Here is a 16863-nt window from a genome sequence, read left to right on the forward strand (position 1 = left end):
CTTCATATGGGTTTTTAAGCCGATATGAAGACTTTTTTTTACGTGATTTGCAAACATGAGTAAGCAACAGGAATCGCTCGAAGAAGCCCATAAGTTTCGCTACTGGAAAAGCCAGATGGAAGCGAACGGTATGAAAATTAATGCTATCAAGGACGCCTATATTCGGCGCAGGCATAATGGCGAAGTGCTATTTGCCATGCTCGAAGTGGATGCCGATACGCCCGAAGGGGATAAAATTCCGCCCGCGTTATTTCTGAAAGGCCATGCCGCATCCATGCTGGTCTGCCTGATTGATAAAGATACGCGCGAGAAATTTGTAGTATTGGTGAAGCAACGACGTATTGCCGATGGCTCTCAAACCTTCGAACACCCGGCCGGTATGGTCGATGCCAGTGATGATCCGGGCGATGTGGCAGCGCGTGAGATCGGCGAGGAAATCGGGCTGACCGTTACGGCGGATGAATTGACGAAACTCAACCCCCGTGTTTGGTATCCCAGCACCGGCACCAGCGATGAAGGCATGCATTTTTTCTATATCGAGAAAGAAATGAGTCGCGACGAGATTATGGCTTTTCACCTAAAAAATATGGGTAGCGAAGCCGAGCATGAACGTATTACGAGTGTAGTGGCTACCATCCCTGAATCGCACAAACTCATCACTAATGTGAATGGATTGTTGCTTAACTTCCTGTATTTGCAGCATGTTAAGGACTATGAGACAATGAAGTTGTTATAATCAGGTTTACGGTTTATGGTATTTGGTTTACGGTGGCTGACGCGTTTTTGAGACCTGCTAACTTTAACCGAATACCGTAAACTAAATACCATAAACCAAAATATTATGGACGAATTTATGCAGGAGGCCATTAACCAGGCCCGAAAAAGCTTGAGCGAAGGCGGCATCCCTATTGGATCAACACTCATTAAAAATGGTAAGCTAGTAGCTTCTGGCCACAACAAGCGCGTTCAGGAAGACAACCCAATTCTGCATGGCGAAATGGACTGCCTGAATAATGCGGGCCGTGTTGGCTCGTTTCGGGATACCGTTATTTACTCCACCCTGATGCCATGCTATATGTGCGCGGGTACCATTGTTCAGTTTAAAATCCCGAAAGTAATTGTCGGAGAATCACGGACGTTTCCAGGAGCACGGGAATTCATGGAGCAGCATGGGGTAGAAGTGATTGACCTCGATTTGCCCGAATGCGTTGACATGATGAATCAGTTCATTGCCGAAAAACCAACACTCTGGAACGAGGATATCGGCGAGTTATAAGTGGATGCCTTATGTTACCTATGCAGGCTTGATACGTCACATAAGGCATCACCGTAACTAACTGAACTTGTGCGATTTTCTGTGCTTTTTATTGCGCTTGCAATAGGCTATTCTCTTGCTTTTGACGTACAAGCTCAACGATCAGAAATCTGGCGTGAAAAGCCCGGAACCTGGTTGCTCAATAGTGGTTTAGGCACTACACGCTATACCGGTGATTTAAGCGAACTTGGGAACATAAGCCATTTACAGGTAGGAGTAGCTTTTAATCTGGCTGCAACCTATCGGGTTTCACAACAGCTGTCATATAGAGCTGAGGCCCAATTTTACTACATCTACGCCGATCAAAAATATACCCGAAATTATTACAACAATCTGTCGTTCAGAAGCCTAAATCCCGATGTTTGGGCAGGCGTGCAAGTGGATTTCTGGCCAATTAATGATCCATACCGCGCCACCATTCCTTATGCTATAGCGGGTGTTGGTATGACGTACATGCGCCCTAAGGCGGTTTATCTGGGGCAATCCTACGGTTTGTCCGTACTTCAGACGGAGGGGGTTAAGTATAGTCAGTTGACGGGTATTATTCGGTATGGATTTGGCGTGCCTTTGTTGGCTAATGAACGCTTTAGATTTAATCTGGAGGGTACTTACACGCATGTTTTAAGCGATTATCTGGACGACGTCAGTTCGGTTTATCCGGATCGTAGTGGTATGCAACCCTTAGCTGCGGCCTTATCAGATAGGCGGGCTGAATTAGGAACAACGCTCAATCAACCGGGTGAACAGCGGGGAAATACGGGTAAAAATGATGGGTATTTCGTCGTATCAGGTCGTTTGATCTTCGTTATTATCACGCCCGGTCAGCGGAGTTATCGCCGGCAAATTGGTCGTTAGGCTTTTGGGGGCTTTTACTGTATTTTTGGGGCTAAACCCGGCAGTGATGCCTTTCTCAACCGAATGAATCCAGCAATTTTTGTCGATGCCCTTCAGCAAGAACTCCAATCTATTCAGTATGGGCAAGATCCTCCCGAACTCTACGATCCCATTCGGTATATTATGAATCTTGGTGGTAAGCGCATGCGGCCTCTACTAACCCTCATGTCGACTTACCTCTTTACCGACGACTGGCAGAAAGCGGTTCGCCCTGCCTTAGGCGTAGAGGTTTTTCACAATTTCACACTCATGCACGACGACATCATGGATCAGGCTCCTTTACGTCGTGGACATCCAACTGTGCACGAAAAGTGGGACGGAAACACGGCTATTTTGTCGGGAGATGTCATGCTGGTCAATGCGTATCAGTTATTGTTGTCGATAGAAGCGGATAAATTAAAGCCCGCTTTAGAACGCTTTAGCCGAACGGCCGCCGAAGTGTGTGAAGGCCAGCAGATGGATATGAATTTCGAGACTCGCTGGGATGTTACTGAGGCCGAATATGTCGACATGATTCGCCTGAAAACGTCGGTGTTGCTCGGTTATGCACTTGAACTGGGTGGATTGATTGCGGGTGCTGATACCGAAACGACTCGCCATTTGTATGAAGGAGGGATGAACATTGGCGTTGGTTTCCAGTTAAAAGATGATTTGCTGGATGTTTATGGCGACCCTATCAAGTTCGGGAAGCAGGTTGGTGGCGACATTATTGCAAATAAAAAAACCTTTCTACTGATCGAAGCCCTTCAGCAAGCCAAAGGAGAAGTTCGGGATGAGTTGACCAACTGGTTAACGCTAACGACGTTTGATAAAGCCGAAAAAGTACAGGCGGTCACCGCTATTTATGATCAGTTGGGTATTCGCCAAAAAACGGAAACGCGCATTAACGAATACTTTGCCCGCGGTTTTGCCAATTTCGATCAAATCAATGCTGACCCAGATCGGAAAAATTTATTGATTCAATTCACTCGCCAACTAGTCGAACGCGAAAGCTGAGCTTATGTATGATGTAGGATATATGGTGTAGGACGGCTAGTCTCTCAATAATATATCCTGCATCATACATCCTACATAAAACCATGAGTATAACCATAATTATCATAATCATCACGGTCCTTGTCAGTGTGCTGGCCTGGAGGGACTACAGCCTGATGGAGCGGTTTATTATGAACCCTTATCGAGTGACGCATAAGGGAGAATATTATCGACTCATCACGTCGGGTTTTCTGCATGCCGATTGGGGGCATTTGCTCTTCAATATGATCAGCTTTTACTTTTTTGCTGGATTCATTGAGCAACTATTTTACTATTTGTTTGGTGGAAATGGCGCTATCTATCTAATTGGTTTCTACATAGCGGCTATTGTCGTATCCGACATTCCAACCTTTCTAAAGCATAGAAACGATCCTGGGTATAACTCACTAGGGGCATCTGGTGGGGTAGCAGCCATTATTTTCGCAACGATTCTGTTCCGGCCCTTAACACCCATTTATTTGTTCTTTATTCCGATCGGTATTCCTGGCTTTATTTTTGGCCCGCTCTATCTGGCTTATTCCTACTACGAATCTCGCCGTGGTATGGGAAATATCAATCACGATGCTCACTTCTATGGTGCGTTGTTTGGCGTCTTGTTCATGATTATCGTCTATCCTGAGGTAATTCCCGCCTTTTTGGAACAGATTGCTGGCTGGCGCCTGTTTTAGTGGATACAATTTCGTTGTAGTCTTACCATGTTTAGCCTATTCAATCAACCGTACCCATCTACCAACCCACCATTGCAGGAACTGCGTAAGGCTGCGTTAATTGGGGTATTTGTTGGTTTGTTTTTGCTAATCTTTCAACCCTTTGGCATCAGCTTATGGGAGACTCCGTATAAAACCCTCAAAATAATAGGTTTCGGAGTTGTGGCATTTGGTATAACGGTCATCAACTTTATCGTTTGGCCGCTACTATTTCCCCGGGTGTTTGCCGAGAATACCTGGACCGTTAGCCGGGAAATTCTGTTTGTAACGGCGAATGTTTTACTAATTGCCATCGTCAACCGATTGTATCTGGCAGCCTTGTTAGAGCCCGGCGAAAAGAGCGGACTGAGTTGGCTGAACATGATTCTGGTAACTTTCCTGATCGGGATATTTCCTGTGACGGCTTTGGTACTGCTTAACTACATCCGGCAACTCAAAAAATATAGCCGTTCTGCAGCCGATCTACCAGTTTATCTTCCTGCTTCTGATGGATTACCGGAAGCTGGAGAAGTAAGAGTTCATTCGCCTGAATTAACCGATTCGACGGTGACGCTTTTAGCCGATAACGAGAAAGATAAATTGGTTTTATCTGCCGAATCACTGATTTTCATCGAATCCAGCGACAACTACTGCACGGTTGTTTACCTTAAAAATGGTCAGCCAGCCAAACCACTTTTGCGCAGTAGCCTAAGCCGATTAGAAAAGCAGGTCGATCAACCACATATTGTTCGGTGCCATCGTTCGTATGTCGTTAATCTGAATCGAGTTGAGCGAGTAACGGGGAATGCACAGGGCTACAAACTTCACTTATTGGGCGGACTGTTTCAAATTCCGGTAGCGCGTCAGTATAATGAAACGCTGGTTGCCGAGTTGAAAGCGTTGTAAAATACCCCACCATTCGTCCCAAATGACGTTTTTCGGTGCCGAACATCCCTAAAGTTGCTGTTCACCCCTTTTAGTTGTAGCGAGCCAACAGGCCAGTGTAAGTTTGTCTCAACGAACGACAAGCACACAAACGGTCATGAAAACGCTGATTATTTCTCTACTGATTCTTCATATCGCTACTGGCTTCACGGCTTTGCTAGTTGGCCTGATTCCGATGTTTTCTAAAAAAGGCGATAAACTGCATAATCGGGCTGGACTAGTTTATGTCTACTGCATGATTACGGTTGCCATTACGGCCATACTTCTATGCGGCTTACAACCTTTCAAAATGATGCGATTATTTCTGACGGGTATCGCAATCTTTAGTTTCTACCTGAGCATGACGGGCTGGCGCGCCACGAAGCAGAAGAAAACAGGCCCAACATCATTCGACAAAGGGCTTACCTTCGTAACGCTTTTGGTCAGTATAGCTATGATCGGTTTCGGGATGTATTTGATGGCGCTGAACGGGGCATCATTCTTCCCTATTTTATTCTCCTTTTTCGGTGTATTAACCTTGATCTTTGCTGGGCGTGATGTTCGACAAATGACGCAGCCTACTGAAAAAATGCATTGGTTCTTTCAGCATTTCACCCGGATAGGCGGTTCCTATATTGCTACGTTTACAGCCGCTTTAGTCACGAATTTGGCTCGCATATTGCCCGCCAACGCACCTGAATGGGCTGGTACGTTAGGCTGGATTGCGCCAAGTATTATTGGCGGCATGCTTATTGGTCGGACTGTAGCGTATTATAAAAAGAAGTTCAGTGCTACGAAGACTCCCGTGGTGGTTGCCTAAGTCATTTTTGCAGCGACTCTTTGGCCGTTGCCAGCGCTTTCTCGGCCCACAGTTTCATTTGTTTGCCTGAATAATGCAGCCCATCGGAGGCAAATTGTTTGTCATCAGTTGAAGCCGCACGGGTAAGAGGTGTAATGTCAACGAAAGCGATGGTTGCTTTTGCGCATTCATCCTTAGCAATGGCGTTGAATTGGTCAATTTCCTGCGCTATTCTGGCTTTGCTCTGGCCAACTGCATAGGGGGAATAGCCCCAGTCAGGAATCGAAAGCACAAAAACGTGAGCTGTTTTCCCCCCTGCAAATTTGGTTGCCGTTTGTAGCAACTCCCGAAACTCGGTTCGATATGTGTCCTGACTCTGACCTCGGTATTGATTGTTGACGCCAATTAGCAATGAGACCAGATTATATGTTTTCTGGTTTCCGCTGGCTTTAATGGCTGTCTGCAATTCGGATGTTGTCCAGCCAGTTTTGGCGATTATATCCGGGTTGCCAACATCTAATCCATCTTTTCGCAGAAGACCTGCTAACTGAACGCTCCAGCGATCACTTTCAGAAACACTTTCGCCAATAGTATATGAATCGCCCAGCGACAGAAAGCTGTATTTCGATGTCTTAGGAGCTGTATCTTCAGGCATGTCGTAATGGGTAGAAGCTAGGAAAGAAACCAGAACCAGGATTTGTGTGATTTTATTGATTACCATGATTTCTCTAAATCGTTGATTATCTATCTGCAATAAACGGTAAGTAGACAGAGTCAGATTTTAAAAATCATAGTCGGTCAATAAAATCATACAAATCCCGCGGGGCCGCCCGTGCGGTTCAGACTATTCCTGTTCCAGCAAATACGCCTTGATAAACGGATCGAGGTCACCATCTAAAACGGCTTCGGTGTTCGATGTTTGATAACCTGTTCGGTGGTCTTTCACCCGCCGGTCATCTAACACGTACGAGCGAATCTGCGAACCCCACTCGATTTTCTGTTTACTCGCTTCTACCTCGGCACGGGCCGCATTACGCTTCTGCACCTCAATTTCGTAGAGCTTTGATTTCAGTAAGCGGATCGCCACTTCCTTATTTTGTAATTGACTCCGTTCCTGCTGACACTCGATAATCAAACCCGATGGTTTGTGTTTGAGTCGGACAGCCGTTTCAACTTTGTTTACGTTCTGTCCACCAGCACCACCCGACCGGAACGTATCCCAGTCAATATCGGCCGGATTTACCTCAATCTCAATCGTATCGTCAACCAGAGGATAGGCATATACGGAAGCAAACGATGTGTGCCGACGGGCGTTGGAGTCGAAGGGAGAAATGCGCACCAGCCGGTGAACGCCATTTTCTGACTTCAGGAAACCATAAGCCAATGGGCCATCTACTTCGATGGTAGCCGATTTGATACCGGCCGTATCGCCATCCTGATAATCGACCTGTTTCAGCCCATAGCCGTGTTTTTCGGCCCAACGCATATACATACGGTAGAGCATCTCGGCCCAGTCCTGGCTTTCGGTACCACCAGCTCCGGCATTTATTTCGAGGACAGCGCTGAGCTGATCTTCCTCATTACCCAGCATTTTCTTGAGTTCGAGCTCGTCGAGTGTTTCTTTGAGCTTACTGCCTTCCTCGTCCACTTCTTCCTCGCTCACATCGCCCGCTTCGTAGAATTCGAACAACGTTTCGAGATCACCGAACTGGCTATTTAGCTTTTCATAACCGCCGGTCCAGCCTTTTAGCGCGCGAACCTGCTTCATTACACCTTCGGCTCGGGCGGCATCGGTCCAGAACTCTGGCTGGAAGGTCTGCTGTTCGAGTTCCGCTAATTGTTCTTTCTTGGCATCGTAGTCAAAGATACCTCCTTAGAGCCTCTACTCTGGCTCTCAAGTCGGTCAACTGGTCGGTTGTCATGAACTTGTCGTGTTGTTAAAAAATGAATCGTGATGCAGAGAAATTATGGAAATCTCCACCCCTTTAATGATTAATCGCAAAGATAGAACAAAAGAAAGTGGGAGAGAGGTTTCACGAAGTACGTGTGGAAAGCTGATAGTCGTAATTAACAGGGAATTGAGACGAATAGCCCCGAATCAACTTTTCGGCCTACCTTTGTGTTCTGTAATCACGGACATTACACATTTTTCATTATACATTTTTCTAAAAACTAATGGCTTCACAGTACGACGTAATCGTTGTGGGTAGCGGGCCTGGCGGCTATGTAGCCGCTATCCGGGCGTCGCAGTTAGGGTTGAAAACCGCCGTTATTGAGCGCGAAAGTCTTGGCGGCATTTGTCTGAACTGGGGCTGTATCCCAACCAAAGCCCTGCTCAAGTCAGCGCAGGTTTTTGAATATATCAAGCATTCTGCCGATTACGGGATCACCGTTTCGGGCGAATCGAAAGCTGATTTTGCTGCCGTTATCAAGCGGAGTCGGGGTGTAGCTGATGGCATGAGCAAAGGCGTTCAGTTCCTGATGAAGAAAAATAAAATTGATGTGATCAACGGTTTTGGTAAGGTAAAACCCGGCAAGAAAATCGACGTAACGGCTGCTGACGGGAAAGTTACCGAATACGAAGCCAAACACATCATTATTGCTACCGGCGGTCGCGCTCGTCAATTACCAAGCGTTCCCATTGATGGCAACAAAGTGATCGAGTACCGTAAAGCCATGACGCTGGAAAAGAAACCAGACAGCATGCTTGTGATTGGCTCAGGTGCGATCGGCGTTGAATTTGCCTACGTCTATGCCAGCATGGGTACCAAAGTGACGATCATCGAGTTTCTTCCCAATGTTGTACCTGTTGAGGACGAAGACATCTCGAAAGAGTTGGCTAAACAGTACAAAAAGATCGGGATCGATATCTACACCAAGTCGGAAGTAACGAAAGTAGATACGAGTGGCAGCGGTTGTAAAGTGTTTGTAAAAACTCCTGATGGCGAAAAAACCTTTGATGTCGACGTCGTACTATCAGCTGCTGGTGTAGTTGCGAACATCGAAAATATTGGTCTGGAAGAAGTGGGTATTGCCGTTGATCGGGGCAAAATCGTTTCTGATGATTATTACCGTACCAACGTTGAAGGCTATTATGCCATCGGCGATGTAACGAAAGGCCAGGCGCTGGCACACGTTGCCTCTGCCGAAGCGATCATCTGCGTTGAGAAAATTGCTGGCTTACCACACGTTGAGCCGCTGAACTACAATAACATTCCTGGTTGTACCTATTGCACACCCGAAATCGCATCAGTAGGTTATACCGAGAAAGCTGCTCGCGAAGCAGGTTATGAATTAAAAGTTGGCAAGTTCCCATTTACGGCATCGGGTAAAGCGAAAGCAGCTGGGGCTCCAGAAGGCTTCGTGAAAGTTATTTTCGATGCTAAATACGGCGAGTTCTTAGGCGCTCACTTCATCGGCACAAACGTGACCGAAATGATTGCCGAAGTAGTAGCCGCTCGTAAACTGGAAACGACGGGCGAGGAAATCCTGAAAACGGTTCACCCGCACCCAACCATGTCGGAAGCTATTAAAGACGCTACCGAAGCTGCCTACGGTGAAGCGATTCACTTGTAGTCAATGAATAATGGGTAATGTAGAATGACTAATGAAAAGCCTCTGCTCGTCATTAGTCATTCTACATTACCCATTATTCATTGACTATCACTTATTTCAAAATCTTCCAGCGCATCACGCCAAGTTTCGTCAGGAAATAAAAGAGGGAAGTACGAAGAACGCCGAGACCGTAGATAGAACTGCGTCGGAAGTTGATAGAAGAGGCTTCATCAAAATACTTGGTCGGACAGGTGACCTCGCCAATTTCATAGCCTTTATAGAAAATCTGAGCGATCATTTCGTTATCGAAAATGAAATCGTCAGAATTATGGGTGAAGTCCAGATTGCGGAGGACTTCGCCAGAAAATGCCCGGTAGCCTGTATGGTATTCCGAAAGTTTCTGGTTCATGAGAATATTTTGCGTGAGCGTCAGAAACCGGTTGGCAATGTACTTATACATTGGCATGCCACCTTTTAACGCGCCCTTCCCCAGAATACGCGAAGCAAATACAACCGGATATAGGTCATTGCCAATAATTGTAATCATGGCAGGCAGCAGTAGGGGCGTATATTGATAATCGGGGTGGAGCATAACCACAATATCGGCCCCTAATTCAATTGCTTTAGCGTAACAGGTTTTCTGGTTGCCACCATAGCCTTTATTTCGATCGTGACGGATAACATGCCGAATTCCCAGATTACGAGCTACTTCGACCGTGTTGTCAGGACTGGCATCATCAACTAAAATAACATCATCAACTAAATCAAATGGAATTTCACGGTAGGTACGTTCCAGCGTTAGGGCTGCCCGATAGGCGGGCATTACTACAATCACTTTTTTGTCATTAAACATGGGGCAAAATTAACAGGTGGGTATTACTGTACCAATATTTTTAACAATTACAGCCATTTCCTTCAGGATATTGGGTGTAGATTTGTTGTTTAACCAAGCCTACTATCAGATCCCGGCCTTAATTGGCTGTATATTTAGCAATTATGTTTTCCAGCGAAACTCTATTTTTTCTTGCTTTTGCCACTTTTGTTCTTCTAATCATGACCATAGATCTTGGAATTTTCTCCAAGAAGAAAAGCCATGTTGTCGAGTTCAAAGAGGCTGCCATCTGGAGTGCCATTTGGGTTGCTTTATCTATTGGCTTTTATTTTTTTCTGCAAAATTACGGTTACCTGGTTCACGGCATCGATTCATTTGCCCGGCTTCAGGAAGTACGCGATCTATATGCTGATCATGTAAAAATTGTTCCCGGCAATTTCGCGGCCAGTTTAGATCATTTTCAGGCCAATATGTCTTTGGAGTACATTACCGGCTACCTGGTGGAGTATTCTCTTTCGGCCGATAATATTTTTGTATTTATACTGATATTCAGTTCATTCGGCGTTCATGAGCGGTACTACAAAAAGATTCTGGTGTGGGGAATTCTAGGCGCAATTATACTACGATTTATTTTCATTTTCGTAGGTTCAGCACTGATTCAGCGTTTCGAATGGATTATGTATCTGTTCGGTGCCTTTCTGGTTTATACAGGAATCCAATTGTTTTTTCAAAAAGAAGAAGATGAAAAAATTGAACCTGCCGGCCACCCTGTTATTCGGTTTGCGAGCAAATACCTGAATGTTTATCATCGTAATGTGACGGATAATTTCTTTGTCCGCCGGAAGTCCGATAAAAAACTTTTTGTCACTCCTTTATTTCTGATCGTTATTGTCATCGCCTTTACCGATTTAGTATTCGCCGTTGATTCAATTCCTGCTATTTTTTCCATTACCAAAGACCCCTATATCGTCTTTTTCTCGAATGTTTTTGCTATCATGGGGCTGCGATCTATGTTTTTCTTCTTATCCAGCATCATGAGCCAGTTCCGTTTCCTGAAAATTGGATTAGCGGTACTACTGACGTTTATCGGAGCCAAAATGTTGGCGGAGCATTGGTTGGCGGAAATGGGCTTCAAGCCTGTTTATTCGCTTTATATTATTATCGGAATTCTTGGTGTCAGTATTTTGGCATCGTGGTTAATACCTGAAAAGAAAGAGGAAAGCAGTAGCTAAGCTATTTCCAGAATGATGTAAGAAGGCCCATCGGTAATTTCTACCGATGGGCCTTTTTTTATTCTTAAAATGGGAATATATGTAATTTTTTAAGGTTTATAGGATTGGTTATTCATGGATCATATATTTTTACTTTAGAGTTAATCTAAATAAAATTACGTATATCGTTGGTATGCTTGTCGGACATGCCACGAAATACGACCCTACTGAAGTATGGGCTGCATAGTCTACTACGTATAAAATAAACGATGACAGCGAAAAAACTGGTTGGTCAGATACATCTTTGGCTAGGGCTGGCGTCCGGTCTATTGGTATTTGTTGTCGCGACAACAGGATGTATTCTGGCGTTTGAGCAAGAGATTAAGAGCGTTCTGCGTCCTTATCAATTTATGGAGCCTGAAGTCAATAAAACGCTTATGGCTCCCTCAAAGCTAGAGTCCATTGCCGAGAAGCTAGTTCATGGTAAACCAGCTAAAGGGATTATATATGGAGGAAGCGGCCGTACGGCTATTGTCCAATTTTACGGCGCTGCTCCCGATTACTACTACCAGGTATACATCAATCCGTATACGGGGAAAGTGCTGAATGTGCAGGATGAAGAGACCGATTTTTTCCATTTTATTCTCCACGGCCATTACTATTTGTGGCTACCCGAAACCATTGGGCAGTCTGTAGTCGCTTATGGGACCCTGGTTTTTACCATTTTGTTAGTTACAGGACTGGTGCTGTGGTGGCCTAAAAACTTTAAGAAAGCCAACCGCGATAAGAGCTTTAAAATAAAATGGAGTGCTAAATGGCGTCGGGTTAACTACGATTTACACAATGTGCCCGGTTTTTATGCTCTCCTCTTTTCGTTGCTGTTGGCGGTAACCGGACTGATTTTTGGTTTGGAATGGTTTTCGAATTCGATTTACTGGGCTACTACGGGTGGTAAAACTATTCCTGAATACAAACAGCAATTTTCAGACACGACAGTTGCCCGGCAGTTTATAGCCCCCATAGACGTCGTTTGGCAGCAGTTATCAAAAAACAAGCCTGAAACCGCAGGCATTTATGTCTCTTGCCCAGAAAAGCCATCTGAAACCATTTCTGCGTATGTGAATTACGTGCCCGGCACCTATTACAAATTAGATTATTACACGTTTGACCAGCAAACGCTAAAACCCATCGCTGTTGAAGGCCCCTACGCAGGTCCTTATGCGAAGGCGGGTTTGGGAGATAAATTTCGGCGAATGAATTACGATATTCACACAGGCGCTATTTTGAGTCTACCCGGAAAAATAGTGGCATTTTGTGCTAGCCTGATTTGCGCTACTCTCCCCATTACGGGCTTTATAATTTGGTGGGGTCGTCGTAAGAAGGCTAAGAAACAATCGAAAAAGGCGCTTGCCAAGCCTGTCTCGATGAAGAGCGACTATCAGCCCGTCAGCCGGATTAGCTGATCATTGCCTGACTGACACCACTATAACTCACAGAATTTATAGGATTTAAAAGATTCAGAGGATTTTTTACCTTGTAAAACGTTATAATCCTGTGAATCCTATAAATCCTGTGAAAACCCCGCAAGGCCGCCTGGCGGTTCAAACTGTACTCAAAACCTTTCGTCGACGCTTAACTAATCTGAGTAGTCGTAATCGTTCGTTATTGCTAACGAGTCTACCTGCCGGACAGTACCTGGACTTACAGGAAACAGATTTTCTACTAAATAAGCCCGCATTCACGATCATTGCTGATTTGATCGGACGGAAGCCATCGGTTGCATTATGCGAGGTGCTTGATGCTCGTCAGGAACGTAGTAATGAAGTTAGCCGAAAGCTTCGCCGGATTGACCGTATGGCCCGATTCATCGAAGAGGAGCGCGGTACAGAAGATCTCTATGTTGGCTGGCCATTTGTAAAAGGGAAATTTTTGGACGAAACCGTGGTGCATGGGCCACTTCTTTTCTTCCCTGTTAAAATTGAACAGCAGGGGAAATTCTGGAAAATTACTCGCCGGGGCGATGAATTAGCTTTTTTAAATCCAACGCTTGCCTTAGCCTATGGACAGTTTAATCAGGTAAAACTGCCCGACGAAATCGTTGAAAAGACGATGGATGATTTTGATCGAGACCCGACAATTTTTCGTACGCAACTGTATGAATGGTTAAAGACCACTCCGCTCGAAATCAATTTTAATCAAGACTTATTTACCGATAAATTCCAGTTTTTTAACAAGCAGAGCGCTAAGGACCTTGCTCAACTTGAACGTACTGGCGAGCTAAAGCTTTATTCGGAAGCGGTACTTGGTATTTTTCCGCAAGCAGGCTCGTTTCTGGTTCCAGACTATGATGCGCTCCTTGCACGGAGCCAGGAACAGGGAGCAGGGGATGAAGAGGAAGTAGTAGACGGGCAAGACATTGCTGATACAGAAGCCCTGGTGCCCTCATTGCTGTTCCCTGTCCCTGGCTCCCTGCCCCCTACATCTTTCCTCGCTGAAAAATCCATTCACACGCCTTTGCCATTGGATGCATCGCAGGAGGCAGCTGTGCGGGCGGTAAAAGCAGGGCAGTCATTGGTAGTACAGGGGCCGCCGGGTACGGGAAAATCGCAGCTGATCGCCAATTTGATGGCCGATGCAGCTGCATCGGGCAAGCGTGTGCTGTTAGTATGTCAGAAACGGGCTGCGCTTGATGTCGTTCAGGAACGACTTCGCCAAGTAGGTATGGCTCCATTTATTGCCCTAATTCATGACTTTCAAGACGATCGTCGGACGTTGTACGCACAAATTGCCAGCCAGATTAATCAGCTAGATGCCTATCGACAACAGAATAATAGCTTAAATGCGGTGCTGCTCGAACGTGATTTCGAGATTGAAAGTCGCCGGATCGATGAAACGCTTGGCGAATTGCAAGCCTTTAAGCAGGCGTTATTTGATACAACTGAGAGTGGGGTATCAGCAAAGGAGTTGTATTTAACCTGTGCATCAGCTGTTCCAGTTATTCAGTTGGATGATATTTATCCACAATTCCACTTGCTGAATGTGGATAACTTTATTCGGAGGCTGACAGATTATGCGGCTTATCAACAACGGTTAGGCCAACAGAATAGCTGGGCGGAGCGTGTCAGTTTTGCGGCATTTACAAACGCTGATTTAAGTAAAGCAGATCAAACTATTACTAAATGGGTACAGCTATACGATACGACGAATGAACAGACAGTTCGATTGGTTGGAAATCCATTATCATTGGCACAATTAGCAACTTGGCAAGCTCATGATTGGGAAATAACGGCCTTGCTAAATTTGCTTGACTCACCAGCATGGGCCGTCGCAAAACAGTTGCGCAATTTGCCTACCCATCCGGTGCTAACAACGGAGGAAGCGAAATTTGAGCAACTCGCGCATGCCTGGGAGGAATCTTTAGAATTACCTGGCCCTGAAACTTCGCTGGTAACAGCTGAATTGCGAGCGTTTAAAGCTTTGTTGGCCGATGCATTGACAGCCCGATCAGCCTGGGTAAGCTGGAATTGGTGGCAATTGACCAATGCGGGTAAGGCGCAACTACAGCTGGTTGCATCAGCAAACTCATTAACGCTTACGGAAGCTGATTTACAAACGTTAGCTACCAAAGTAGATAAACGTATCCGGTTGGAGGCTACTCGGTATGAAGCCAACTCGTTATTGCTTGGGTTATCGCTTCCCGAACAGCCTGATAGTATTCGGCTTTTGCATCGTGCACAACATATAGTGGAGCGCATTAATGATAGTCAACCGATAGCGCAATTACCCGAATCGTGCTGGCAGTCGTATAAGCAATTTGTTGAAACAATTACCCAGTTATTAGGGGTTGCGGCAACTGTAGAGGAGGAACGAATTAGCGCGCAAGTCTATCTGACCGCGAACCAACTTAATGGTATTTGGGAAGATAGTTCATTAGCCATTCAACTTCGGCAGGCCCTCCGCGAGGATTTCGATCTTCTGGTCGAATCAGATCGGCTACAGGAAGGCTTTTCTGAGCACGAGCAAATTGTGGTTAAACGACTGGAACAACTAGAGCCAGATCGGTGGGTAATTGATTTCCAGACAAGCCTGCGTCGTGCCTGGCTCGACCATATTGAGATGGCGTACCCTGAACTTCGGAGTGTATCGTCGCTCAAAATGGGACAATGGGAGCAAATACTACAGGAAAGCGTCTTACGAAAGCAAGCCTTGAGTCGCGATATTCTGCTTGTCAAGCTCCGTGAACAAACCTATCGAAATCTGACGTTCAACCGCCTGAACAACATCGTTACGTATCGTGATTTACTCCATCAAACAACCAAAAAGCGGAATGTATGGCCGGTCCGAAAATTGATGGAATCGTTTGCCGACGAAGTCTTTAAACTGGTCCCATGCTGGTTAGCGTCGCCTGAATCAGTTTCAGCTATGTTCCCGCTGACCGAAGGACTTTTTGATCTGGTCATCTTTGACGAAGCGTCACAGTGTTTTTCTGAAAATGGCGTTCCGTCCATTGTTCGGGGCAAACAGGTAGTTGTAACTGGCGATAATCAACAGTTGCGCCCTAGTGATCTTTATCGTACACGCCTGGACGAATCAGAGTTTGACGAGGAAATTCCCGTAGCTTTAGAAGTGGAGTCGCTTCTGGAACTGGCAGCTCAACAACTCCCGCAGGTGTCGTTAACGGAACATTATCGTAGTCATTCACTCGATCTAATTAGCTTCTCAAACGAACATTTCTATCAGAATAAACTATCACTCTTGCCACATTTCGATGAGATTAATAAACAAGAACCAGCCATCCGTTATTTGAATGTAAAAGGTATCTGGCAACAGAACACAAATCCTGTTGAAGCTGAAGCCGTTTTACAACTCCTCGAGCAATTAGCCACTGAATTACCTGATCGTTCCATAGGTATTGTGACGTTCAACTATCCCCAGCAGCAGTTAATTCAGGATATGCTGGAGAGTAAACGTAGCGAAAGCATCTTGTCTGTAGAAGGCAATGCGGACAAGATGTCTACCTCACATTTATTCGTCAAAAACATCGAGAACGTGCAAGGGGATGAGCGCGACGTCATCATCTTTTCCATTGGTTATGCCGCCGATGAGCGTGGCCGTTTGTCGATGAATTTTGGTAGCCTAAATACACGAGGTGGCGAAAACCGCCTGAATGTAGCTGTAACACGAGCACGAGAACGTGTGTACGTTGTGACAAGCCTATGGCCTGACCAATTGACAATTGCAGAAACGGCAAATGAAGGCCCTAAACTACTAAAGGCTTATCTCTCTTATGCGTTAAATGTGGCGCAGGAGCAATTTCAACCAATACCCCAACCACAACAAAGCATACCGTCAGATACATTACTGAAGGACCGATTAGTGGTTGAACATCCTAACTGGAAAACTGATCTTCCCTTCGCCGATTTAACGATCAAATCGGGTGAAGCCTATGAAGCACTTATACTCACGGATGACGATGCCTATTATCAACAAACAGCTAAACAGGCGCATGCCTATTTACCAATAGCCTTGCGGGCTCGAAGGTGGCCATTTCAGCGGGTTTGGAGTCGCGAATTTTGGCGAAAACAGTAGCGCGGTGTGCCGTAGCGTTACTT

Annotated in this window: 14 protein-coding genes; 11 read left to right on the forward strand and 3 right to left on the reverse strand. The window is 45.6% G+C overall.

All coding sequences use genetic code 11. From position 1 onward, the window contains the following. The first annotated feature begins 55 nt into the window (after positions 1-55). The 7 genes from H3H32_RS32435 to H3H32_RS32465 all read left to right on the forward strand — a co-directional run bounded on the left by H3H32_RS32435 (position 56) and on the right by H3H32_RS32465 (position 5674). Complete coding sequence (locus H3H32_RS32435) at positions 56-736, forward strand: NUDIX hydrolase (RefSeq protein ID WP_182459868.1); 681 nt, start codon at positions 56-58, stop codon at positions 734-736. A gap of 105 nt (positions 737-841) precedes the next feature. Then, positions 842-1276: a nucleoside deaminase gene (locus H3H32_RS32440; RefSeq protein ID WP_182459869.1), complete on the forward strand. Its 435-nt coding sequence runs from the start codon at positions 842-844 to the stop codon at positions 1274-1276. Positions 1277-1345: 69 nt separating this feature from the next. Continuing rightward, complete coding sequence (locus tag H3H32_RS32445; RefSeq protein WP_240543563.1) at positions 1346-2170, forward strand: hypothetical protein; 825 nt, start codon at positions 1346-1348, stop codon at positions 2168-2170. 63 nt (positions 2171-2233) lie between these two features. Beyond that, positions 2234-3205, forward strand: coding sequence for a polyprenyl synthetase family protein (locus tag H3H32_RS32450; RefSeq protein WP_182459870.1), 972 nt, complete (start codon positions 2234-2236; stop codon positions 3203-3205). A gap of 83 nt (positions 3206-3288) precedes the next feature. After that, positions 3289-3912, forward strand: coding sequence for a rhomboid family intramembrane serine protease (locus H3H32_RS32455; protein ID WP_182459871.1), 624 nt, complete (start codon positions 3289-3291; stop codon positions 3910-3912). A gap of 27 nt (positions 3913-3939) precedes the next feature. Beyond that, a complete protein-coding gene (locus H3H32_RS32460; protein ID WP_182459872.1) occupies positions 3940-4836 on the forward strand; it encodes a LytTR family DNA-binding domain-containing protein in 897 nt (298 codons plus the stop codon). Positions 4837-4972: 136 nt separating this feature from the next. Beyond that, positions 4973-5674 carry a DUF2306 domain-containing protein gene (locus H3H32_RS32465; protein ID WP_182459873.1) on the forward strand — a complete coding sequence of 234 codons (702 nt, stop codon included), beginning with the start codon at positions 4973-4975 and terminating at the stop codon, positions 5672-5674. 1 nt (position 5675) lies between these two features. Here H3H32_RS32465 and H3H32_RS32470 read toward each other — a convergent pair whose 3' ends face one another. Next, positions 5676-6308, reverse strand: coding sequence for an SGNH/GDSL hydrolase family protein (locus H3H32_RS32470; RefSeq protein WP_240543564.1), 633 nt, complete (start codon positions 6306-6308; stop codon positions 5676-5678). Positions 6309-6497: 189 nt separating this feature from the next. Then, positions 6498-7575 (reverse strand): peptide chain release factor 2 gene (prfB, locus tag H3H32_RS32475; protein WP_182459875.1). Its coding sequence is split into 2 segments (ribosomal slippage): positions 6498-7514 and positions 7516-7575, totalling 1077 coding nucleotides; the frame shifts between segments, so codons are not numbered across the junction. 253 nt (positions 7576-7828) lie between these two features. Between prfB and lpdA the strand changes: the two genes are divergently transcribed. Beyond that, on the forward strand, positions 7829-9229 hold the full coding sequence (gene lpdA / locus H3H32_RS32480; protein WP_182459876.1) for a dihydrolipoyl dehydrogenase: 1401 nt from the start codon (positions 7829-7831) through the stop codon (positions 9227-9229). A 91-nt stretch (positions 9230-9320) separates the two neighbouring features. Here lpdA and H3H32_RS32485 read toward each other — a convergent pair whose 3' ends face one another. Then, on the reverse strand, positions 9321-10061 hold the full coding sequence (locus H3H32_RS32485; RefSeq protein WP_182459877.1) for a glycosyltransferase family 2 protein: 741 nt from the start codon (positions 10059-10061) through the stop codon (positions 9321-9323). A gap of 143 nt (positions 10062-10204) precedes the next feature. On the opposite strand from H3H32_RS32485, the gene H3H32_RS32490 reads away from it, so the two are divergent. The 3 genes from H3H32_RS32490 to H3H32_RS32500 all read left to right on the forward strand — a co-directional run bounded on the left by H3H32_RS32490 (position 10205) and on the right by H3H32_RS32500 (position 16840). Then, positions 10205-11272 carry a TerC/Alx family metal homeostasis membrane protein gene (locus tag H3H32_RS32490; RefSeq protein ID WP_182459878.1) on the forward strand — a complete coding sequence of 356 codons (1068 nt, stop codon included), beginning with the start codon at positions 10205-10207 and terminating at the stop codon, positions 11270-11272. Between the two features lie 248 nt (positions 11273-11520). Further along, a complete protein-coding gene (locus H3H32_RS32495; RefSeq protein ID WP_182459879.1) occupies positions 11521-12714 on the forward strand; it encodes a PepSY-associated TM helix domain-containing protein in 1194 nt (397 codons plus the stop codon). Between the two features lie 109 nt (positions 12715-12823). Next, complete coding sequence (locus H3H32_RS32500) at positions 12824-16840, forward strand: AAA domain-containing protein (protein WP_240543565.1); 4017 nt, start codon at positions 12824-12826, stop codon at positions 16838-16840. Positions 16841-16863: the final 23 nt, after the last annotated feature.

It is taken from the genome of Spirosoma foliorum (assembly GCF_014117325.1).
In the GTDB taxonomy this organism is placed as follows: Bacteria; Bacteroidota; Bacteroidia; order Cytophagales; family Spirosomataceae; genus Spirosoma; species Spirosoma foliorum.